The following is a 17,635-nucleotide window of genomic DNA, read 5'->3' as shown; positions in this document are numbered from 1 at the left end:
TCGCAAAGCGATCTTATTTCTTCTTACCTGCGATCGGTTTCGCCGGACCCTTACGGGTACGTGCGTTCGTGTGCGTCCGTTGACCACGAACCGGGAGGCCGCGGCGGTGACGCAGGCCGCGGTAGCAGCCAAGGTCCATCAGACGCTTGATGTTCATAGCAGTCTCACGGCGAAGATCACCTTCCACGAGGTAGTCGCGGTCGATGGTTTCACGGATCTGCAGAACTTCTGCGTCGGAAAGCTCGTTTACACGGCGGGCCGCATCGATGTTGTTCTTTTCGATGATTTCCTGGGCGAATTTCGCACCAATGCCGTGAATGTACTGAAGCGCGATAACCACGCGCTTGTTCGTTGGGATGTTAACGCCAGCAATACGTGCCACGTTCGTCTCCATGTTTTGCGGGCAAAGCTTGCGCCTGACCGCGTTTCAAAAAGCCCCGCGTCCGGTGGAGTCCGGCCCTTGCAGGGTACGAAAATGCCGGGGTAGCCCCGGCACAGAGAATGCCGGTCCCATGGGCATGGAACCGGCTTAACTGTAAGGTGAGCGCGTCGTTTAGCCGCTCTAAACCTTCTCGTCAAGTCCCTGAAGTACGGATTCGATAGAAGCCGTTACGTCATCAATTGCCTGCATGCCATCAATGACGGACAGGAGACCTGTTTTCTCGTAGTAGGGAACAACAACCGCTGTATCCCGGTTGTAAGCCTCGAGCCGATCCTTGAAGACCTCTGGGTCGTCATCCTTGCGAACCGGCTGGCCGGCAGCCTTGGCTTCTTCCGCCCGGTTGATAATCCGGTCGACCAGTTTGGTCTGATCAACGCGGAGTTCAATCACGGCGTTCAGCTTCAGGCTGTTTTCACTCAGCATGTCATCGAGTGCTTCTGCTTGGGCCAATGTGCGTGGGAAGCCATCCAGGATAAATCCCTTCTTGGCGTCGTCCTCAGCAATCCGGTCCCGGATGATGCCGACAACGATTTCGTCTGACACAAGACCACCGGCGTCCATGACAGCCTTGGCCTGCAGTCCGACCGGGGTCTCCGCGGCGACAGCTGCACGCAGCATGTCTCCAGTGGAAAGTTGAGGAATACCATATTTCTCAACCAGCCTTGCGGCCTGTGTCCCCTTCCCCGCTCCTGGCGGTCCAACCAGAATGAGCCTCATCGACGTTTCCCCCTAAGTTTCGATTTCTTCACCAGCCCCTCATATTGATGCGCCAGCAAATGACCCTGGATCTGCGATACGGTATCCATTGTCACGCTCACGACAATCAACAAGGATGTTCCACCGAAATAGAACGGAACGCCAGTCGCCGAAATGAGGAATTCGGGTAATAGACAAACGATGGTGATGTAAATCGCACCAACGACCGTAATCCGGGTCAACACGAAGTCGATGTATTGGGCGGTGCGCTCTCCTGGACGAATGCCTGGAATGAAGCCACCGTGTTTCTTCAGATTGTCAGCGGTGTCGCTCGGATTGAAGACAATCGCCGTGTAGAAGAAACAGAAGAAGATGATCATGGCTGCGTAGAACACCATGAACAATGGCTGTCCATGTCCGAGCAGAGCCGTGATCGTTGTCAGCCATTCATTGCCGCCACCCGCATTGAAGCCGGAAATCGTGGCCGGAACCAAGAGCAGCGAAGATGCAAAGATCGGCGGGATAACACCAGCTGTGTTCAGCTTGAGCGGCAGGAACGAGGTGTTGCCCTCAAACATGCGGTTGCCCATCTGGCGCTTCGGATACTGGATCAGAAGACGGCGCTGTGCGCGCTCCATGAACACGATGAACGCGATAACGACAATGGCCAGGAGGATGACTGCCAGGATGATGCCGGTTGCCAGCGACCCCTGACGGCCCAGCTCGAGCGTCTGGACGATCGCGGACGGCAGTCCTGCGACAATGCCCGCAAAGATGATCAGCGAAATACCGTTACCGATGCCGCGCGAGGTGATCTGCTCACCCAGCCACATCAGGAACATGGTGCCGCCAACGAGCGTGATCACGGTCGATGCACGGAAGAACCAACCCGGATCGGTCACAACGTTGGTGGCGCCCTCAAGACCAACGGCGATGCCGTAGGCCTGGAATGCAGCCAACACAACGGTTCCGTACCGGGTGTACTGGTTGATAACCTTGCGGCCCTGCTCGCCTTCCTTTTTCAGCTGCTCAAGAGACGGTACAACCGTCGTCATGAGCTGCATGATAATGGAAGCGGAGATATACGGCATGATGCCGAGGGCGAAGATCGCCATGCGCTCGACGGCACCGCCGGCGAACATGTTGAACATGCCAATGATACCGGACTGAGCCTGGTTAAAGGCCTGCGCGAAGGCTTCCGGGTTGATGCCGGGCATCGGAATGTAAGTGCCCAGTCGATAAACCAAAAGCGCCCCCAGCGTGAACCAGATGCGCTTTTTGAGTTCTTCAGCCTTGGCGAAAGCTGAGAAATTTAGATTTGACGCCAGTTGCTCGGCGGCCGATGCCATGCCCTACTCCGGTCAGATGCTTGCTGACAAATGGGAAAAGCCCAGGCTGTTAAGCCTGAGCTCCCAGAACGGCGACCTTGCCGCCCGCTTTTTCGATCGCTGCAACAGCGCCCTTGGAGGCACCGGCAACTTCAAAGGTCACTGCCGCGGTGAGTTCACCGGAAGCAACGAGGCGTACGCCATCGCGGACCCGTTTAACTACACCAGCTGCCTTAAGCGCTTCGACGGTAACCGCCTCAGACGCGTTCAGCTTGCCGGCATCAATCGCTTGTTGAACACGGCCAATGGACACAGTGTTGAAGTCCTTGGCAAAGATGTTCGTGAAGCCGCGCTTCGGCAGGCGGCGGTGAAGCGGCATCTGACCGCCTTCAAAACCCTTGATCGCCACGCCAGAACGGGACTTCTGACCTTTTACACCACGGCCACCGGTCTTGCCCTTGCCAGACCCGATACCGCGGCCAACGCGTGTGCGCTCGGAAGAGGCACCATCGTTGTCACGAAGTTCGTTGAGCTTCATGTCTTTTCTCCTCACCCCGTCCTTACGCGTCTTCGACGACGCGAACGAGATGCTGGACCTTATTGATCATGCCGCGCACTTCAGGTGTGTCCTTCAGTGTGGAACGGCGGTGCATCTTGTTCAGGCCAAGACCGACGAGCGTCGCGCGCTGGTCCTTCGGACGGCGCAGCGGGCTGCCGATCTGTTCGACCGTAACAGTCTTTTCGGTGTTCGCCATGGAACTAACCCTCATTCAGCTGGTGGCTGGCGCCGCTAAGGTCAAGCCTCAGCGGCAGCCGGAGCCGCCTCATCGTTGTTGTCACGGCGCCGGGACTGCAACACAGAGACCTTGAGGCCACGGCGGGCAGCGACGGAGCGCGGGCTGTCTTCTTTGGTCAGCGCGTTAAAGGTCGCACGAACCATGTTGTAAGGGTTGGATGTCCCCAAAGACTTTGCCACAACGTCCTGAACGCCAAGCGTTTCAAAGACCGCACGCATCGGACCACCTGCGATGATACCGGTACCGGCCGGTGCTGCGCGCAGAAGAACCTTACCAGCGCCGTGACGGCCTTCCACATCGTGGTGGAGAGTCCGGCCTTCACGCAGCGGCACACGGATCATCGTGCGCTTTGCAGCTTCAGTTGCTTTCCGGATGGCTTCCGGCACTTCGCGTGCCTTACCATGACCGAAGCCGACACGGCCCTTTTGATCACCAACCACGACGAGGGCTGCGAAACCGAAACGGCGGCCACCCTTGACCACTTTGGCAACGCGGTTGATGTGTACGAGCTTGTCGACGAATTCGCTGTCGCGCTCTTCGCGCTCGCGATTTTCTTGTCTCGCCATATTATACGTCTTCCGTACTTAGGAGCGCCAACGGGCGCTGGTCAGAATTCAAGTCCACCTTCGCGGGCAGCATCGGCGAGCGCTTTAACACGCCCGTGATACTGGTAACCGCCCCGGTCGAACACGACCTGCTTGACACCAGCGGCAGCTGCACGCTCGGCGACAAGCTTGCCAACGGCTGCAGCAGCAGACACGTCGGCGCCCGTTTTCAGGCCGCCCTTCAGATCTTTTTCGATCGTAGAAGCGGAGACAATTGTATGTCCCTGCGCATCGTCGATGATCTGGGCGTAGATCTGTTTCGACGAGCGGAAGATAGAAAGGCGCGGACGACCGTTCGCGGCTTTCTTGACTGAACGGCGCACGCGATCGCGGCGGCGTTCGAAAGCTTGTTTGCTGTTCGCCATGATCTCGGTCCGTTACTTCTTCTTGCCTTCTTTGCGGACGATGAACTCGTCTGCATAACGAACGCCTTTGCCTTTGTACGGCTCCGGCGGGCGGAATTCGCGGATTTCAGCTGCGACCTGGCCGACACGTTGCTTGTCGGTGCCAGAAACGCTGATTTCCGTCGGTTTCGCACACTTGATCTCGATACCTTCCGGGATCGCATAGATCACATCATGTGAGAAGCCGAGTGCCAGCTGAAGGTTTTGACCCTGGACCTGTGCACGGTAACCAACACCAGTGATCGCGAGGTCTTTCTTGAAGCCATCGGTCACGCCGGTGATCAGGTTTTGAACCATGGTGCGGCTCATACCCCACATGGAGCGAGCCGGCTTGGAGTTGTTACGCGGATCGATTTTGATCCCGTCATCAGTCATTTCGGCCAGAACGAGTTCATTGAGCAAGAAAGACTTTTCGCCTTTCGGGCCCTTGATCGTCACTGTCTGACCGTCGATCGATGCCGTTACCCCGCTTGGCACGGGGACTGGCTTTTTGCCAATACGAGACATTTGACCAACCTTGTCGTTGTTTTAACAGCGAGAATGCCGCGTCAGAAGACGCGACACAGTACCTCGCCACCTACGTTTTCGTCCCGCGCCTGATGGTCGCTCATGACGCCACGCGGGGTCGAAATGATCGACACGCCCAGGCCATTAGAGACATGCGGGATGTTTTTCACCGATGAGTAAACACGGCGGCCCGGCTTGGATACCCGCTCGATTGTGCGGATGACCGGCTCACCGTCGAAATACTTCAGTTCGATTTCCAACTCGGACTTACCGCCCTCGTATTCAACCGTGGTGTAGCCACGGATGTACCCTTCTTTTGCAAGCACATCAAGTACGTGTGCACGCAATTTAGAATTTGGTGAGCTGACCTTGTTCTTGCGACGCATCTGCGCGTTGCGAATGCGGGTCAGCATATCCCCCAACGGATCAGAAATTGCCATCGGAGTTTCTCCTTACCAGCTCGACTTGACCAGGCCCGGGATCTTACCCAGGGAGCCCAGTTCACGAAGCGCGATACGCGACATCTTCAGCTTGCGGTAATAACCGCGCGGACGGCCGGACACTTCGCAACGGTTGCGAACGCGGTTCGGCGCGGAGTTCCGCGGCAGCTTGGCCAGCTTCAGGCGGGCGTTGAACTGCTCTTCAGGGCTCAAGGTTGCATCCTTGGCCATGGCTTTCAGAGCAGCACGCTTCTCGGCATACTTTTTGACAAGCTTCTCGCGACGCTTGTTCTTCTCGACTGCGCTTTTCTTCGCCATCGTGTTTCCCTTCCTTGCCCGTTACTTCGTGAACGGGAAGTTGAAAGCACGCAGAAGCTCGCGCGCCTCGTCATCGTTTGGCGCCGTGGTGCAGACGATCACGTCCATGCCCCAAATCTGGTCGACCTTGTCGTACTCGATTTCCGGGAACACGATGTGTTCTTTGATGCCCATAGCGTAGTTGCCGCGACCGTCGAAGCTTTTCGGGTTCAGACCACGGAAGTCACGAACGCGCGGCAGCGCGATGGTGATCATGCGATCCAGGAACTCGAACATTTGCTGCCGGCGCAGGGTCACCTTGACACCAAGCGGCATGCCTTCACGGACCTTAAAGGTCGCGATGGACTTCTTCGCTTTGGTGATGACCGGCTTCTGACCGGCAATCGCTGCCAGGTCTTCAGCTGCTGTACGCGCCTTTTTGGAGTCGCCTACGGCTTCGCCAACGCCAATGTTCAGGACGATCTTTTCCAGCTGCGGAACCTGCATAACGTTCTTGTACTGGAACTTTTCCTGAAGCTGCTTGCGCACGACTTCATCATAATGCGTCTTGAGACGCGGTACGTTAGTGGTCTCAGCCATCGATCAGGTCTCCCGAACGCTTGGCCACACGGACCTTGGCACCATCGTCCTGCACCTTGAAGCCGACGCGGGTCGCCTTGCCGTCCTTCGGATCGGCCAGCGCGATGTTCGACAGGTGGATCGGTGCCTCTTTGGACACGATGCCAGCTTCCTGCGACTGGGTCTGCTTCTGGTGACGGCGGACCATGTTGATGCCGCGTACCAGCGCCTTGTTGTCGGCCGGCAGAACCTGGATCACTTCACCAGACTTGCCCTTGTCACGGCCGGTCAGCACGACCACCGTGTCGCCTTTTTTAATTTTCGCAGCCATCAGAGCACCTCCGGCGCGAGCGAAATGATTTTCATATGGTTCTTAGCGCGGAGTTCACGCGGCACCGGACCAAAGATACGGGTGCCGACTGGCTCCTTGTTGTTATTCACCAGCACGGCCGCATTGCGGTCGAACCGGATCACGCTGCCATCGGGACGGCGGATATCCTTAGCCGTGCGCACGACGACAGCCTTCATCACGTCGCCCTTCTTAACGCGGCCCCGCGGAATAGCCTCTTTGACGGAGACGACGATGATGTCGCCAACCTGGGCATATTTGCGCTTGGAGCCGCCGAGCACTTTGATGCACATGACACGACGGGCGCCGGAGTTGTCGGCGACGTCGAGGTTTGTTTGCATCTGAATCATGACTGGCTGCCTTGTTCTTCTATCGGCGCACCGTTACGCGGGCGCCTGATGCTCACCTGACGGAGCGTGATCACTGAGTAGTGACCACAGTCCAACGTTTGTTTTTCGAGATCGGCGCACACTCTTCAATCTGAACTGTGTCGCCAACCTTGTATTGGTTGCTTTCATCGTGTGCGCGGTACTTCTTAGTCCGGCGCACAGTCTTTTTCAGCAGCGGGTGTGTGAAGCGGCGCTCCACATTTACCGTCACCGTCTTGTCATTGGCGTCGCTGACAACGGTGCCCTGCAGGATACGCTTTGGCATTGATCCGTCTCCTTATGCGGTCGCCGACACGCGCTTTTCGCGCATGATGGTCTGGATACGCGCGATATCACGGCGGATTTGCCGGACACGTGCAGTGTTTTCAAGCTGACCCGTGGCCTTCTGGAAGCGCAGGTTGAACTGCTCTTTCTTCAGGCCCTCAAGCTCTGTGCGGAGCTCGTCGAGGGTCTTAGCCCGTACATCGGTCGCCTTCATGGCTGTCTCTCCTGGCCTGCCTTATTCGCCGATACGCTGAACGAAACGGCACTTGATCGGCAGCTTGGCAGCGGCAAGACGCATTGCTTCACGAGCAACGTCTTCCGGCACACCGTCAATTTCGAACATGATCCGGCCCGGCTTGACACGGCAAGCCCAGTAATCCGGAGAACCCTTACCTTTACCCATGCGGACTTCAGCCGGTTTCGAAGAAACTGGCAGATCCGGGAAGATGCGGATCCAAACACGACCCGCACGCTTCATGTGACGGGTCATAGCACGACGGGCCGCTTCGATCTGACGAGCGGTAACCCGCTCCGGCTCCAGAGCCTTCAGACCGAATGCGCCGAAGTTGAGGTCAGTCCCCCCCTTCGACAAGCCGTGGATGCGGCCTTTGTGCTGCTTGCGGAACTTAGTGCGCTTCGGTTGCAGCATCGTTCTTCTCTCGTCTTTCTTATCTTACGAGCGGCAGGCAGCTTATATTAAGCTGCGCGCTCGCGGCCCCGATCCCGGCGTCCGCCGCGATCACCCTGGTTGCCTTCGGAAGCAGCCGTCGCACGGCGTTCGGACGCCATCGGGTCGTGTTCCAGAATTTCACCCTTGAAGATCCAGACCTTCACACCGCACACGCCATAGGCTGTGTGAGCGCTGGCAACACCGTAGTCGATGTCGGCACGCAGAGTGTGAAGCGGCACACGGCCTTCACGGTACCATTCGATACGCGCGATTTCCGCACCGCCGAGACGGCCGCCGCAGTTGATCCGAATGCCCTGTGCGCCCAAACGCATGGCGGACTGAACAGCCCGTTTCATGGCGCGGCGGAAAGCAACACGGCGTTCCAGCTGCTGAGCGATCGAGGCGGCAACCAATGTCGCGTCGATTTCCGGCTTGCGCACTTCAACGATGTTGAGATGCACTTCGGAGTTGGTGATTTCAGCAATCTTCTTGCGAAGACGCTCGATGTCCGCACCTTTTTTACCGATGACCACACCCGGACGACCGGAGTGAATGGACACACGGCACTTCTTGTGCGGGCGCTCGATTACCACCTTGGACACCGCCGCCTGCTTGAGTTCCTTCATCAGGTACTCACGAATGCGGAAGTCTTCGTGCAGAAGATCGCCGTACTCGTTTTTGTTGGCGTACCAGCGGGAGTCCCAGGTGCGGTTGATCCCGAGGCGCATGCCGATCGGGTTAACTTTGTGTCCCATCAGGCACTCTCCTCAACTTCGCGCACAACGATGGTCAGGTTCGAGAACGGTTTCTCGATCCGGCCAACCCGTCCGCGTGCACGGGCCTGGAAGCGTTTGATGACAAAAGCTTTGCCAACGTGAGCTTCGGCAACCACCAGGTTGTCGATGTCCAGGTCGTGATTGTTTTCCGCGTTTGCAATCGCTGACATCAAGGTTTTCTTGACGTCCTGCGCAATGCGCTTGCGGGAGAATGTCAGGTCCGCGATTGCGGAACCGACTTTTTTACCGCGGATAGCAGCAGCAACGAGATTCAGCTTGCGGGGAGAGACTCGGATCATCCGCGTCATTGCCCGAGCTTCGTTGTCAGCGAGCACCCGCTCACGCTTCGGCTTGCCCATCGTTACTTCCTCTTCGCCTTCTTGTCGGCGCCGTGTCCGTAATAGGTCCGGGACGGTGAGAACTCACCGAACTTGTGACCAATCATCTCTTCAGACACCAGCACCGGAACGTGCTTCTGACCGTTGTAGACGCCGAAGGTAAGACCAACGAACTGCGGGAGGATCGTCGAGCGGCGGCTCCAGGTCTTGATGACCTCGTTCCGGCCGGCCTCGCGGACCTTCTCCGCTTTCTTCAGCAGATACCCGTCGACAAACGGACCTTTCCAGATCGAACGTGCCACGATCCTGTCCCTTACTTCTTACGCGCGTGGCGGGAGCGGACGATAAACTTATCGGTCTGCTTGTTCTTCCGCGTGCGCTTACCTTTGGTCGGTTTACCCCAAGGAGTAACCGGATGACGACCGCCGGAGGTCCGACCTTCACCACCACCGTGCGGGTGGTCGATCGGGTTCATGGCAACACCGCGAACGTGCGGTTTGATGCCCAGCCAGCGGGAACGGCCTGCCTTGCCGAGGTTAATATTGGAGTGGTCCGGGTTGGACACAGCGCCAATGGTTGCCATGCAAGTGCCGAGGACACGGCGCTGCTCACCAGACATCAGGCGCAGCGTTGTGTAACCCTGGTCACGGCCGACGATCTGAACGAATGCACCGGCAGAGCGAGCGATCTGGGCGCCTTTGCCCGGCTTCAGCTCGATGTTGTGCACAATCGTACCAACCGGAATGCGCGACAAAGGAGCCGCATTGCCCGGTTTCACGTCAACGTTTTCACCGGCGACAACAGTGTCGCCTTCGGACAAGCGCTGCGGAGCCAGGATGTAGCTCAGCTCGCCGTCTTCGTAACGGATCAGAGCGATGAATGCGGTCCGGTTCGGATCGTATTCCAGGCGCTCTACCGTTGCCGGCACGTCCCACTTGCGGCGCTTGAAGTCAACAAGACGGTAAGTCCGCTTGTGACCGCCACTGCGGTTCGGAGACGTGATGCGTCCAGTGTTGTTCCGGCCGCCCTTTTTAGAAAGGCCTTCGGTCAAGGTCTTGACCGGCTTGCCCTTCCAAAGACCGGAGCGGTCAACTTGTACCAGCTGACGGCGGCCCGGGGACGTCGGATTGAATGTCTTAAGTGCCATTTTTCTTAAGTCCCCGTCTTAGAGCCCGGTGGCCACGTCGATTGCGTGACCTTCCTGCAGCGTTACGACGGCCTTCTTGAAGTCAGACTGGCGGCCAAGACGTCCGCGGAAGCGCTTCACCTTGCCCTTGCGGACAAGAGTGTTGACTGCCGTGACCTTGACGCCGAACAGTGCTTCGACAGCGGCCTTGATTTCCGGCTTGGTTGCATCGTTGGCAACCTTGAAGACAACCTTGTTCTCTTCAGAAGCCATCGTCGACTTTTCGGTGATTACCGGGCCAACGATTTTGTCGTAGTGAGGAAGATTGCTCATTTAAAGCGCTCCTCAAGTGCGGACACCGCTGATTTCGTCAACACCAGGGTGTTGGCGCGCAGGATGTCGTAAACATTGATGCCCTGAACCGGCAACACATCCAGGTGCGGAATGTTGCGGGACGCCAGTGCGAAGTTGTTGTCAACTTCGGCGCCGTCGATCACCAGAGCGCTTGTCAGGCCGAGCTTGTTGAGCTGGGACTTCAGAGCCTTGGTTTTCGCTTCAGCAGCTTTTGCATCTTCGACAACAACAATGCTGTCTGCCTTTGCTTTCGCGGACAGCGCATGCTTGAGGCCGAGAGCGCGGACCTTTTTCGGCAGGTCATGGCCGTGGTCGCGAACGACCGGACCGAATGCCTTACCACCGCCGCGGAACTGCGGAGCCTTCTTGTTGCCGTGACGCGCGCCGCCGGAACCCTTCTGGCGAACGAATTTCTTCGTAGAACCAGTAACTTCCGAACGACCAAGCGTCTTGTGGGTACCCGCCTGGCGCTTGGCAAGCTGCCAGCGCACAACGCGGTGGATCAAATCGGTGCGCGGCTCGAGACCAAAGATCTCGTCAGACACCGTGATCGAACCGGCCGCCCCACCTTCGAGGGTCTTGACCTGGAGTTCCATCACTCACTCTCCTTCCCGGCAGCCTCAGCCGCTTCGGACGCCTTGAAAGCACCCGGGACCGGAACGTTTTCCGGCAGCGCCTTTTTGATCGCGTCGCGGACCTGGATCCAGCCGCCCTTGGCGCCCGGTACAGAGCCTTCGACCATGATCAGGCCACGCTCAACATCAGTGCGCACAACCTTGAGGTTCTGCGTGGTCACGCGGGCATCACCCATGTGACCGGCCATCTTCTTGCCCTTAAACACGCGGCCCGGGTCTTGACATTGACCGGTAGAACCGTGTGAGCGGTGCGAGATCGAGTTACCGTGCGATGCACGGCCACCACCGAAGTTGTGACGCTTCATGACACCGGCAAAACCTTTACCGATGGAAGTTCCGGTCACGTCGACATACTGGCCTTCGACGTAATGGTCAGCGGTAATTTCCGCACCAACGTCGATCATGTTGTCCGCAGAAACGCGGAACTCGACCACGGTCCGCTTCGGCTCAACCTTTGCAACAGCAAAGTGGCCGCGCAGTGCCTTCGGCGTATTCTTTACTTTACGGGTACCGGCACCGAGCTGCAGTGCGTTGTAACCGTTCTTTTCGTCAGTCCGGTGGGCAACCACCTGGCAGTTTTCCAGCCGCAATACTGTGACCGGAACATGTTCGCCTGCATCGTTATAGATGCGGGTCATGCCCACTTTCTGAGCGATCACTCCAGAACGCATGGATGTGTCCCCTTCGCCTCGCCTCAGAGCTTGATCTCGACGTCGACACCAGCGGCTAGGTCGAGCTTCATCAGCGCGTCCACGGTCTGCGGTGTCGGGTCAACGATGTCGAGCAGGCGCTTGTGCGTGCGCATCTCGAACTGATCGCGGCTTTTCTTATCGATGTGCGGGCCACGAAGCACTGTGTACTTCTCGATCCGCGTCGGCAGCGGCACGGGACCCCGTACCTGTGCACCGGTCCGCTTGGCCGTATTGACGATTTCCTTAGTGGAAGCGTCGAGAATACGGTGGTCAAAAGCCTTCAGGCGGATCCGGATATTCTGACCGTTCATTGTTATTGTTCCCAAATTGACTGCGGGCCTGCCCGCTCAAACCTTGTTTTCGCCGGCAGGCCCGGCTGTCGATTATTCGATGATTGAGGCGACGACGCCGGCGCCGACGGTGCGGCCACCTTCGCGGATCGCGAAGCGCAGGCCGTCTTCCATGGCGATCGGCACGATCAGCTCAACGTCGACGGAGACGTTGTCACCCGGCATCACCATTTCCGTACCTTCCGGCAGGTGAACCACACCCGTCACGTCCGTCGTGCGGAAGTAGAACTGCGGGCGGTAGTTGGTGAAGAACGGCGTATGACGGCCACCCTCTTCCTTCGTCAGGATGTAGGCCTCTGCCTTGAACTTCGTGTGCGGGTTAACAGAACCCGGCTTACAAAGAACCTGGCCGCGCTCAACATCTTCACGGCCGATGCCGCGGATCAGAGCGCCGATGTTGTCGCCTGCTTCACCGCTGTCCAGCAGCTTGCGGAACATTTCAACACCGGTAACCGTGGTCTTCTGGGTGTCCTTGATGCCGACGATCTCGACTTCTTCACCCACGTTGATCACACCGCGCTCAACACGGCCGGTCACAACAGTACCGCGGCCGGAGATCGAGAACACGTCTTCGATCGGCATCAGGAACGGCTGATCCTTCGGACGCTCAGGCGTCGGGATGTAGTCGTCAACAGCTGCCATCAGCTCACGGATTGCGTCACGGCCAATGGCTGCGTCGCGGTTTTCAACGGCTGCCAGAGCAGAACCCTTGACGATCGGAATATCGTCGCCCGGGAACTCGTAGGAAGACAGCAGTTCACGGATTTCCATTTCGACGAGCTCGAGAAGCTCTTCGTCGTCGACCTGGTCAACCTTGTTCATGAACACGACAAGTGCCGGAACGCCAACCTGACGCGCAAGCAGGATGTGCTCACGGGTCTGCGGCATCGGGCCGTCAGCAGCAGAACACACCAGGATCGCGCCGTCCATCTGGGCAGCACCGGTGATCATGTTCTTCACGTAGTCGGCGTGGCCCGGGCAATCAACGTGAGCGTAGTGACGGTTTTCCGTCTCATACTCAACGTGCGCCGTGGAGATGGTGATGCCGCGTGCCTTTTCTTCAGGCGCACCGTCAATCTCATCATATGCTTTTGCAGTCGCACCACCAGCTTCAGCCAGCGTCATGGTGATTGCAGCGGTCAGCGTCGTCTTGCCGTGGTCAACGTGGCCAATCGTGCCAATGTTGACGTGCGGCTTGTTGCGCTCAAACTTTTCCTTCGCCATCGGAGTACTCCGTTTCTCTAATTCTTAATTAATTCAAGAGGTTGGGGTCAGGCGTATTTCGCCTGAACTTCTTCGGCGACAGCCTGCGGCACCTGCTCGTAGTGATCGAACACCATCGAGTACTGAGCGCGGCCTTGAGACATGGAACGCAGGTTGTTCACGTAACCAAACATGTTGGCCAGCGGAACCATTGCGGTGATGACAGTCACGATGCCCCGGTTCTCCGTACCCGCGATCTGGCCGCGGCGGGAGTTCAGGTCACCAATCACGTCACCCATGTAATCTTCAGGGGTAACAACCTCGACCTTCATGACCGGCTCAAGGAGCTTAGGTCCAGCCTTGGAAATACCTTCGCGGAAACCGGCACGGCCGGCGATCTCGAACGCAAGGACCGAGGAGTCAACATCGTGGTAGGCACCATCTGTGAGGGTTGCCTTGATATCGAGCATCGGGAAGCCGGCCAGCGGACCAGACGACATGACGCTTTCGATACCCTTGCTAACGCCCGGAATGTATTCTTTCGGAACGTTACCGCCGACAATCTTGCTCTCGAAGACGAAGCCTTCGTTCGGCTCTGCCGGTTCGATCGTGAGCTTGATGCGAGCGAACTGACCGGAACCACCAGACTGCTTCTTGTGGGTGTAGTCCACGTCTGCAGTTTTGGTAATGGTTTCGCGGTAGGCAACCTGCGGCGCACCGATGTTCGCCTCAACCTTGAACTCGCGCTTCATGCGGTCAACAAGGATGTCGAGGTGCAATTCGCCCATACCGGCAATGATGGTCTGACCAGACTCTTCGTCGGTCTTAACCCGGAAGGACGGATCCTCAGCAGCCAGACGGTTCAGGGCAAGGCCCATCTTCTCCTGGTCGCCTTTGGTCTTCGGCTCAACCGCGATCTCAATGACCGGCTCAGGGAATTCCATCCGCTCCAGGATGACCGGCTTCAGCGGATCGCAGAGCGTGTCACCTGTTGTGGTGTCCTTGAGACCTGCGATCGCAACAATGTCGCCAGCATATGCGACGTCGATGTCTTCACGCGAGTTGGAGTGCATCTGCATCATGCGACCGACGCGCTCTTTCTTATCCTTCACGGTGTTGAGCAAGGACACACCCTTGTTCAAAACGCCAGAATAGATGCGGCAGAACGTCAGAGAACCAACGAACGGATCGTTAGCGATCTTGAATGCCAGAATGCTGAGCGGCTCTTCATCAGAAGATTTACGTACCGCTTCGCCTTCGGTCTTCGGATCGATACCCTTAATGGCCGGAACTTCGACCGGGCTCGGCAGGTAATCAACAACTGCATCAAGAAGCGGCTGTACGCCTTTGTTTTTGAATGCAGAACCGCAGAATACCGGAACAAAGTCGCCGTTGATGGTGCCCTTGCGGATCAGCTGCTGGATCTTCTCGAAGGACGGCTCTTCGCCTTCAAGATAAGCTTCCATAGCTTCTTCATCGATCTCGACAGCAGTCTCGATCAGGGCATCGCGCATTTCCTGCGCACGGTCAGCAAGTTCAGCCGGAATGTCGACAACATCCCAAGCAGCACCGAGGTTCTCGGATTGCCAGATCAGCGCCTTCATTTTCAGCAGATCAACAACACCGGCAAATTCGCTTTCCGCACCGATGTTCAGCTGCATGACCAGCGGAGTTGCGCCAAGACGGGACTTGATCATCTCGCAGCAGCGATCGAAATCGGCGCCAAGCTTGTCCATCTTGTTGACGAAGATCATCCGCGGGACGTTGTACTTGTCAGCCTGACGCCAAACAGTTTCGGTCTGCGGCTCAACGCCAGCGTTGGCGTCCAGAAGAGCAACCGCACCGTCAAGAACACGCAGGGAGCGCTCAACTTCAATGGTGAAGTCAACGTGGCCCGGGGTGTCGATGATGTTCAGGCGCTTTTCATTCCAGAACGCGGTTGTTGCAGCAGAGGTGATCGTGATGCCACGCTCCTGCTCTTGCTCCATCCAGTCCATGGTGGCAGCACCGTCATGGACTTCGCCGATCTTGTGGCTCTTACCAGTGTAGTAGAGGATCCGCTCGGTGGTGGTCGTCTTACCAGCATCGATGTGAGCCATGATGCCGAAGTTACGGTAGTCCTCGATTTTATGCGTGCGCGACATAGCGTCAGCCCTTCAAAGTCGAAATTACCAGCGATAGTGCGAGAATGCGCGGTTGGCGTCTGCCATCCGGTGCGTGTCTTCGCGCTTCTTAACTGCGGTACCACGGTTGTTTGCTGCATCGAGCAATTCGCCGGACAGACGATCAACCATTGTGGTTTCGTTGCGGTTGCGCGCAGCTGCGATCAACCAACGAATTGCGAGCGCCTGGCGGCGATCGGCACGAACCTCAACCGGAACCTGGTAAGTCGCACCACCAACACGGCGGGAACGAACTTCCACTTGCGGCATAACGTTCTCAAGAGCAGCGTGGAACACTTCGATCGGGTTCTCGCGGGTCTTGTTCTCGACCACGTCGAAAGCACCGTAAACGATGCGCTCTGCAGTGGACTTCTTGCCGTCGTACATGATGGAATTCATGAACTTTGTGACGACCATATCCCCGAACTTCGGATCCGGGTTGATTTCGCGTTTTTCGGCGCGGTGACGACGGGACATCTAATGTGCTCCTTACTTCGGCCGCTTCGCGCCGTATTTCGAACGACGCTGCTTACGATCTTTGACGCCTTGGGTATCCAGAACACCACGGATGATGTGGTAGCGGACACCCGGCAAGTCTTTCACACGGCCGCCACGGATCATCACAACCGAGTGCTCTTGAAGGTTGTGACCTTCACCCGGGATGTAACCGATGACTTCGAAGCCGTTGGTCAGACGGATTTTCGCCACTTTACGCAGAGCCGAGTTCGGCTTCTTCGGAGTGGTTGTGTATACGCGGGTGCAAACACCACGCTTCTGCGGGCAGGCCTCCATGGCGGCACTTTGTTCCGCTTCGGCGGATCTTTCCGCGGCTTGCGGATCAACTGGTTGATGGTCGGCATTCTGTGCCCTTTACCTTGTCCATCCAAAAACTTTTGTGCAACTGCAGTCCCCCGCTGACGCCGCATGTGTTCAAACATGCAGAATCGCGCCCGCGCGCTCCATTTGGAGCGGCCGGCGCTGCGAAAAACCAGAGGACCACGAGTTGCCTCGCGGTCATGCAATCGACGCGTATTCGCCTATGTGACCCGGCAGCGTTTAAGAGGACTGTGTCCTGCGCTCTTCAGAAGCGCTGGAGGGTTCGCTCTTACCGCCTGCCCTTGGGATGCGCGGAACCTACTCAGATGCACCCTTTGCGTCAAGTGATTTGTTGGAAATTCCGCATTTCCGCAAAACCGCAGAAATCCGCGTCATTTTTCTCCACCAGACCGGGCTCGATTGTAAGATTGTTTCGTCAACCAAGCTTCTGTTGATCGTTTGTGATTTTGCAGGTAGATCGGCCGATTCCAAACAGTGAATCAATGGTTAAGCCAGTGATTCAAATCATGCCAATCCTGCCGGTTTCATCGAGGAGAAAGGGCTAGCACGGACTCCCGGCTACTGATTCCAACACTGGCATGGCAGCTATGCAGCAAACATGGCCCCAAAATCACTCTGCCGGTGCTGCGTAGGCGCCGGAAGAGTATGTGAGCTCATAGCTGTGGCTGTAGACTTCGAAAACATTGCCGAACGGATCTTCCACATAGACCATCCGATACGGTTTCTCACCAGGATAATATTCCCGGATCGGCATACGTTGTTTGCCGCCCGCAGCAACAATCTTCTCTACCAAACCCTCAACGTCGGGATCTTGAATACAGAAGTGAAATGTTCCATGCCTGCGGAAGTCAAGATTGTCCTCCGGCGGATGGTTCCCTTCAAACTCGAACAGCTCGATGCCAATTCTGTCTGAAGTGGCCAAATGGGCAATCCTGAGTTTGGTCCAGCCTGCTCCGAAGACATCGGCACACATGCGTCCGATTTCACTGTCGTCCTCGACCACCTCAGTGCTGGGCATGATGATGTAAAATCCCAGAACCTCGGAATAGAATTTGACTGCAGCATCGACATCCGGGACCGACAAACCGATGTGGGAGAATGAACGGGGGGTGATTTTCATGGTGTCTCTCCTTGTTGGACTACAAAGATAGGCCCCATCAGACATTTTGAATAATTATCATATATGATATTTGAAATTACTTTGTGTTATCCTCGAGGATATCGTGCTGAACTCGAACTGGCTGACGACATTCACTGTTCTTTGCGAAACTCAGAGCTTCACGAAAACAGCTCAACGTTTGAACATGACCCAGCCCGGTGTCTCACAGCACTTGAAAAAGCTGGAAGGTCAGATCGGACATGATCTGGTCATCCGGTCGGGCCGGATGTTTACGC

At 57.0% G+C, this 17,635-nt stretch carries 28 protein-coding genes and 2 pseudogenes; 1 reads left to right on the top strand and 29 read right to left on the bottom strand.

Annotation, left to right across the window (positions count from 1 at the left end):
- Positions 1-13: 13 nt before the first annotated feature.
- The 29 genes and pseudogenes from rpsM to ACQY4Z_RS21380 all read right to left on the bottom strand — a co-directional run bounded on the left by rpsM (position 14) and on the right by ACQY4Z_RS21380 (position 17,360).
- On the bottom strand, positions 14-382 hold the full coding sequence (rpsM, locus tag ACQY4Z_RS21520) for a 30S ribosomal protein S13 (protein WP_133946869.1): 369 nt from the start codon (positions 380-382) through the stop codon (positions 14-16).
- 180 nt (positions 383-562) lie between these two features.
- A complete protein-coding gene (locus tag ACQY4Z_RS21515) occupies positions 563-1,159 on the bottom strand; it encodes an adenylate kinase (protein ID WP_133946868.1) in 597 nt (198 codons plus the stop codon).
- On the bottom strand, positions 1,156-2,487 hold the full coding sequence (gene secY / locus ACQY4Z_RS21510; RefSeq protein ID WP_008193531.1) for a preprotein translocase subunit SecY: 1,332 nt from the start codon (positions 2,485-2,487) through the stop codon (positions 1,156-1,158). Before secY ends, ACQY4Z_RS21515 begins: the two co-directional genes overlap by 4 nt.
- Positions 2,488-2,536: 49 nt before the next feature.
- Positions 2,537-3,004 carry a 50S ribosomal protein L15 gene (gene rplO / locus ACQY4Z_RS21505; RefSeq protein ID WP_008192103.1) on the bottom strand — a complete coding sequence of 156 codons (468 nt, stop codon included), beginning with the start codon at positions 3,002-3,004 and terminating at the stop codon, positions 2,537-2,539.
- A 22-nt stretch (positions 3,005-3,026) separates the two neighbouring features.
- Complete coding sequence (gene rpmD / locus ACQY4Z_RS21500; protein ID WP_133946866.1) at positions 3,027-3,221, bottom strand: 50S ribosomal protein L30; 195 nt, start codon at positions 3,219-3,221, stop codon at positions 3,027-3,029.
- A 41-nt stretch (positions 3,222-3,262) separates the two neighbouring features.
- Positions 3,263-3,829, bottom strand: a complete 567-nt coding sequence (rpsE, locus tag ACQY4Z_RS21495; protein WP_008195825.1) for a 30S ribosomal protein S5 — start codon at positions 3,827-3,829, stop codon at positions 3,263-3,265.
- A gap of 41 nt (positions 3,830-3,870) precedes the next feature.
- The gene (gene rplR / locus ACQY4Z_RS21490) at positions 3,871-4,233 is read right to left on the bottom strand and encodes a 50S ribosomal protein L18 (RefSeq protein WP_133946865.1); all 363 of its coding nucleotides are present in this window, start codon (positions 4,231-4,233) and stop codon (positions 3,871-3,873) included.
- 12 nt (positions 4,234-4,245) lie between these two features.
- On the bottom strand, positions 4,246-4,779 hold the full coding sequence (gene rplF, locus ACQY4Z_RS21485) for a 50S ribosomal protein L6 (protein WP_409688770.1): 534 nt from the start codon (positions 4,777-4,779) through the stop codon (positions 4,246-4,248).
- Positions 4,780-4,820: 41 nt separating this feature from the next.
- Positions 4,821-5,219 carry a 30S ribosomal protein S8 gene (rpsH, locus tag ACQY4Z_RS21480; RefSeq protein WP_006936438.1) on the bottom strand — a complete coding sequence of 133 codons (399 nt, stop codon included), beginning with the start codon at positions 5,217-5,219 and terminating at the stop codon, positions 4,821-4,823.
- A gap of 12 nt (positions 5,220-5,231) precedes the next feature.
- Positions 5,232-5,537, bottom strand: a complete 306-nt coding sequence (gene rpsN / locus ACQY4Z_RS21475) for a 30S ribosomal protein S14 (RefSeq protein ID WP_141186220.1) — start codon at positions 5,535-5,537, stop codon at positions 5,232-5,234.
- Between the two features lie 21 nt (positions 5,538-5,558).
- The gene (gene rplE, locus ACQY4Z_RS21470; protein WP_133946863.1) at positions 5,559-6,116 is read right to left on the bottom strand and encodes a 50S ribosomal protein L5; all 558 of its coding nucleotides are present in this window, start codon (positions 6,114-6,116) and stop codon (positions 5,559-5,561) included.
- The gene (rplX, locus tag ACQY4Z_RS21465; protein WP_428524671.1) at positions 6,109-6,426 is read right to left on the bottom strand and encodes a 50S ribosomal protein L24; all 318 of its coding nucleotides are present in this window, start codon (positions 6,424-6,426) and stop codon (positions 6,109-6,111) included. The genes rplE and rplX overlap by 8 nt, the downstream gene beginning before the upstream one ends.
- The gene (gene rplN, locus ACQY4Z_RS21460; protein ID WP_008191626.1) at positions 6,426-6,794 is read right to left on the bottom strand and encodes a 50S ribosomal protein L14; all 369 of its coding nucleotides are present in this window, start codon (positions 6,792-6,794) and stop codon (positions 6,426-6,428) included. Before rplN ends, rplX begins: the two co-directional genes overlap by 1 nt.
- A 70-nt stretch (positions 6,795-6,864) precedes the next feature.
- Positions 6,865-7,098: a 30S ribosomal protein S17 gene (gene rpsQ / locus ACQY4Z_RS21455; RefSeq protein WP_008195414.1), complete on the bottom strand. Its 234-nt coding sequence runs from the start codon at positions 7,096-7,098 to the stop codon at positions 6,865-6,867.
- A gap of 12 nt (positions 7,099-7,110) precedes the next feature.
- Complete coding sequence (rpmC, locus tag ACQY4Z_RS21450) at positions 7,111-7,311, bottom strand: 50S ribosomal protein L29 (RefSeq protein WP_133946861.1); 201 nt, start codon at positions 7,309-7,311, stop codon at positions 7,111-7,113.
- Positions 7,312-7,332: 21 nt separating this feature from the next.
- Positions 7,333-7,746 carry a 50S ribosomal protein L16 gene (gene rplP, locus ACQY4Z_RS21445; RefSeq protein ID WP_133946860.1) on the bottom strand — a complete coding sequence of 138 codons (414 nt, stop codon included), beginning with the start codon at positions 7,744-7,746 and terminating at the stop codon, positions 7,333-7,335.
- A 47-nt stretch (positions 7,747-7,793) separates the two neighbouring features.
- On the bottom strand, positions 7,794-8,522 hold the full coding sequence (gene rpsC / locus ACQY4Z_RS21440) for a 30S ribosomal protein S3 (protein ID WP_040450745.1): 729 nt from the start codon (positions 8,520-8,522) through the stop codon (positions 7,794-7,796).
- Positions 8,522-8,902 (bottom strand): 50S ribosomal protein L22, encoded by a 381-nt coding sequence (gene rplV / locus ACQY4Z_RS21435; protein ID WP_008197234.1) that lies wholly within the window; start codon positions 8,900-8,902, stop codon positions 8,522-8,524. The genes rpsC and rplV overlap by 1 nt, the downstream gene beginning before the upstream one ends.
- 2 nt (positions 8,903-8,904) lie before the next feature.
- Positions 8,905-9,183, bottom strand: coding sequence for a 30S ribosomal protein S19 (gene rpsS, locus ACQY4Z_RS21430; protein WP_133946859.1), 279 nt, complete (start codon positions 9,181-9,183; stop codon positions 8,905-8,907).
- Between the two features lie 11 nt (positions 9,184-9,194).
- On the bottom strand, positions 9,195-10,028 hold the full coding sequence (rplB, locus tag ACQY4Z_RS21425) for a 50S ribosomal protein L2 (protein WP_428524666.1): 834 nt from the start codon (positions 10,026-10,028) through the stop codon (positions 9,195-9,197).
- An 18-nt stretch (positions 10,029-10,046) separates the two neighbouring features.
- Positions 10,047-10,340 (bottom strand): 50S ribosomal protein L23, encoded by a 294-nt coding sequence (locus ACQY4Z_RS21420; protein WP_008196252.1) that lies wholly within the window; start codon positions 10,338-10,340, stop codon positions 10,047-10,049.
- On the bottom strand, positions 10,337-10,957 hold the full coding sequence (gene rplD / locus ACQY4Z_RS21415; protein WP_428524664.1) for a 50S ribosomal protein L4: 621 nt from the start codon (positions 10,955-10,957) through the stop codon (positions 10,337-10,339). Before rplD ends, ACQY4Z_RS21420 begins: the two co-directional genes overlap by 4 nt.
- Complete coding sequence (rplC, locus tag ACQY4Z_RS21410; RefSeq protein WP_306148348.1) at positions 10,957-11,667, bottom strand: 50S ribosomal protein L3; 711 nt, start codon at positions 11,665-11,667, stop codon at positions 10,957-10,959. Before rplC ends, rplD begins: the two co-directional genes overlap by 1 nt.
- 23 nt (positions 11,668-11,690) lie before the next feature.
- Positions 11,691-11,999, bottom strand: coding sequence for a 30S ribosomal protein S10 (gene rpsJ, locus ACQY4Z_RS21405; RefSeq protein WP_006936455.1), 309 nt, complete (start codon positions 11,997-11,999; stop codon positions 11,691-11,693).
- A gap of 72 nt (positions 12,000-12,071) precedes the next feature.
- The gene (tuf, locus tag ACQY4Z_RS21400; protein ID WP_428524660.1) at positions 12,072-13,262 is read right to left on the bottom strand and encodes an elongation factor Tu; all 1,191 of its coding nucleotides are present in this window, start codon (positions 13,260-13,262) and stop codon (positions 12,072-12,074) included.
- A 47-nt stretch (positions 13,263-13,309) separates the two neighbouring features.
- Positions 13,310-15,385, bottom strand: coding sequence for an elongation factor G (fusA, locus tag ACQY4Z_RS21395; protein ID WP_428524658.1), 2,076 nt, complete (start codon positions 15,383-15,385; stop codon positions 13,310-13,312).
- A gap of 24 nt (positions 15,386-15,409) precedes the next feature.
- On the bottom strand, positions 15,410-15,880 hold the full coding sequence (gene rpsG, locus ACQY4Z_RS21390) for a 30S ribosomal protein S7 (protein WP_428524656.1): 471 nt from the start codon (positions 15,878-15,880) through the stop codon (positions 15,410-15,412).
- 12 nt (positions 15,881-15,892) lie between these two features.
- Positions 15,893-16,263 (bottom strand): annotated as a pseudogene (gene rpsL / locus ACQY4Z_RS21385) (30S ribosomal protein S12).
- A 587-nt stretch (positions 16,264-16,850) separates the two neighbouring features.
- Positions 16,851-17,360 (bottom strand): lactoylglutathione lyase family protein, encoded by a 510-nt coding sequence (locus ACQY4Z_RS21380; protein WP_428524654.1) that lies wholly within the window; start codon positions 17,358-17,360, stop codon positions 16,851-16,853.
- 103 nt (positions 17,361-17,463) lie between these two features.
- Between ACQY4Z_RS21380 and ACQY4Z_RS21375 the strand changes: the two are divergent.
- A pseudogene (locus ACQY4Z_RS21375) lies at positions 17,464-17,589 on the top strand (LysR family transcriptional regulator); the annotation flags it as partial.
- Between the last annotated feature and the right edge of the window lie 46 nt (positions 17,590-17,635).

The sequence above is a fragment of the Roseibium sp. genome, assembly GCF_965276855.1.
GTDB lineage: Bacteria > Pseudomonadota > Alphaproteobacteria > Rhizobiales > Stappiaceae > Roseibium.
This window is presented reverse-complemented; position numbering and strand designations above follow the sequence as displayed.

Bases quoted from the DNA above. Each gene is read 5' to 3' on its own strand.
- rpsQ (WP_008195414.1), bottom strand. From the start codon at position 7,098: ATGCCAAAGCGTATCCTGCAGGGCACCGTTGTCAGCGACGCCAATGAC.
- ACQY4Z_RS21420 (WP_008196252.1), bottom strand. From the start codon at position 10,340: ATGAGCAATCTTCCTCACTACGACAAAATCGTTGGCCCGGTAATCACC.
- rpsJ (WP_006936455.1), bottom strand. From the start codon at position 11,999: ATGAACGGTCAGAATATCCGGATCCGCCTGAAGGCTTTTGACCACCGT.
- rplB (WP_428524666.1), bottom strand. From the start codon at position 10,028: ATGGCACTTAAGACATTCAATCCGACGTCCCCGGGCCGCCGTCAGCTG.
- rplV (WP_008197234.1), bottom strand. From the start codon at position 8,902: ATGGGCAAGCCGAAGCGTGAGCGGGTGCTCGCTGACAACGAAGCTCGG.
- ACQY4Z_RS21515 (WP_133946868.1), bottom strand. From the start codon at position 1,159: ATGAGGCTCATTCTGGTTGGACCGCCAGGAGCGGGGAAGGGGACACAG.
- rplD (WP_428524664.1), bottom strand. From the start codon at position 10,957: ATGGAACTCCAGGTCAAGACCCTCGAAGGTGGGGCGGCCGGTTCGATC.
- fusA (WP_428524658.1), bottom strand. From the start codon at position 15,385: ATGTCGCGCACGCATAAAATCGAGGACTACCGTAACTTCGGCATCATG.
- rpsG (WP_428524656.1), bottom strand. From the start codon at position 15,880: ATGTCCCGTCGTCACCGCGCCGAAAAACGCGAAATCAACCCGGATCCG.
- rplN (WP_008191626.1), bottom strand. From the start codon at position 6,794: ATGATTCAGATGCAAACAAACCTCGACGTCGCCGACAACTCCGGCGCC.
- rpsH (WP_006936438.1), bottom strand. From the start codon at position 5,219: ATGGCAATTTCTGATCCGTTGGGGGATATGCTGACCCGCATTCGCAAC.
- tuf (WP_428524660.1), bottom strand. From the start codon at position 13,262: ATGGCGAAGGAAAAGTTTGAGCGCAACAAGCCGCACGTCAACATTGGC.
- rplP (WP_133946860.1), bottom strand. From the start codon at position 7,746: ATGCTGCAACCGAAGCGCACTAAGTTCCGCAAGCAGCACAAAGGCCGC.
- rpsC (WP_040450745.1), bottom strand. From the start codon at position 8,522: ATGGGACACAAAGTTAACCCGATCGGCATGCGCCTCGGGATCAACCGC.
- rpsE (WP_008195825.1), bottom strand. From the start codon at position 3,829: ATGGCGAGACAAGAAAATCGCGAGCGCGAAGAGCGCGACAGCGAATTC.
- rplR (WP_133946865.1), bottom strand. From the start codon at position 4,233: ATGGCGAACAGCAAACAAGCTTTCGAACGCCGCCGCGATCGCGTGCGC.
- ACQY4Z_RS21380 (WP_428524654.1), bottom strand. From the start codon at position 17,360: ATGAAAATCACCCCCCGTTCATTCTCCCACATCGGTTTGTCGGTCCCG.
- rpmD (WP_133946866.1), bottom strand. From the start codon at position 3,221: ATGGCGAACACCGAAAAGACTGTTACGGTCGAACAGATCGGCAGCCCG.
- rplE (WP_133946863.1), bottom strand. From the start codon at position 6,116: ATGGCTGAGACCACTAACGTACCGCGTCTCAAGACGCATTATGATGAA.
- secY (WP_008193531.1), bottom strand. From the start codon at position 2,487: ATGGCATCGGCCGCCGAGCAACTGGCGTCAAATCTAAATTTCTCAGCT.
- rpsN (WP_141186220.1), bottom strand. From the start codon at position 5,537: ATGGCGAAGAAAAGCGCAGTCGAGAAGAACAAGCGTCGCGAGAAGCTT.
- rplC (WP_306148348.1), bottom strand. From the start codon at position 11,667: ATGCGTTCTGGAGTGATCGCTCAGAAAGTGGGCATGACCCGCATCTAT.
- rplO (WP_008192103.1), bottom strand. From the start codon at position 3,004: ATGAAGCTCAACGAACTTCGTGACAACGATGGTGCCTCTTCCGAGCGC.
- rplF (WP_409688770.1), bottom strand. From the start codon at position 4,779: ATGTCTCGTATTGGCAAAAAGCCAGTCCCCGTGCCAAGCGGGGTAACG.
- rplX (WP_428524671.1), bottom strand. From the start codon at position 6,426: ATGGCTGCGAAAATTAAAAAAGGCGACACGGTGGTCGTGCTGACCGGC.
- rpmC (WP_133946861.1), bottom strand. From the start codon at position 7,311: ATGAAGGCGACCGATGTACGGGCTAAGACCCTCGACGAGCTCCGCACA.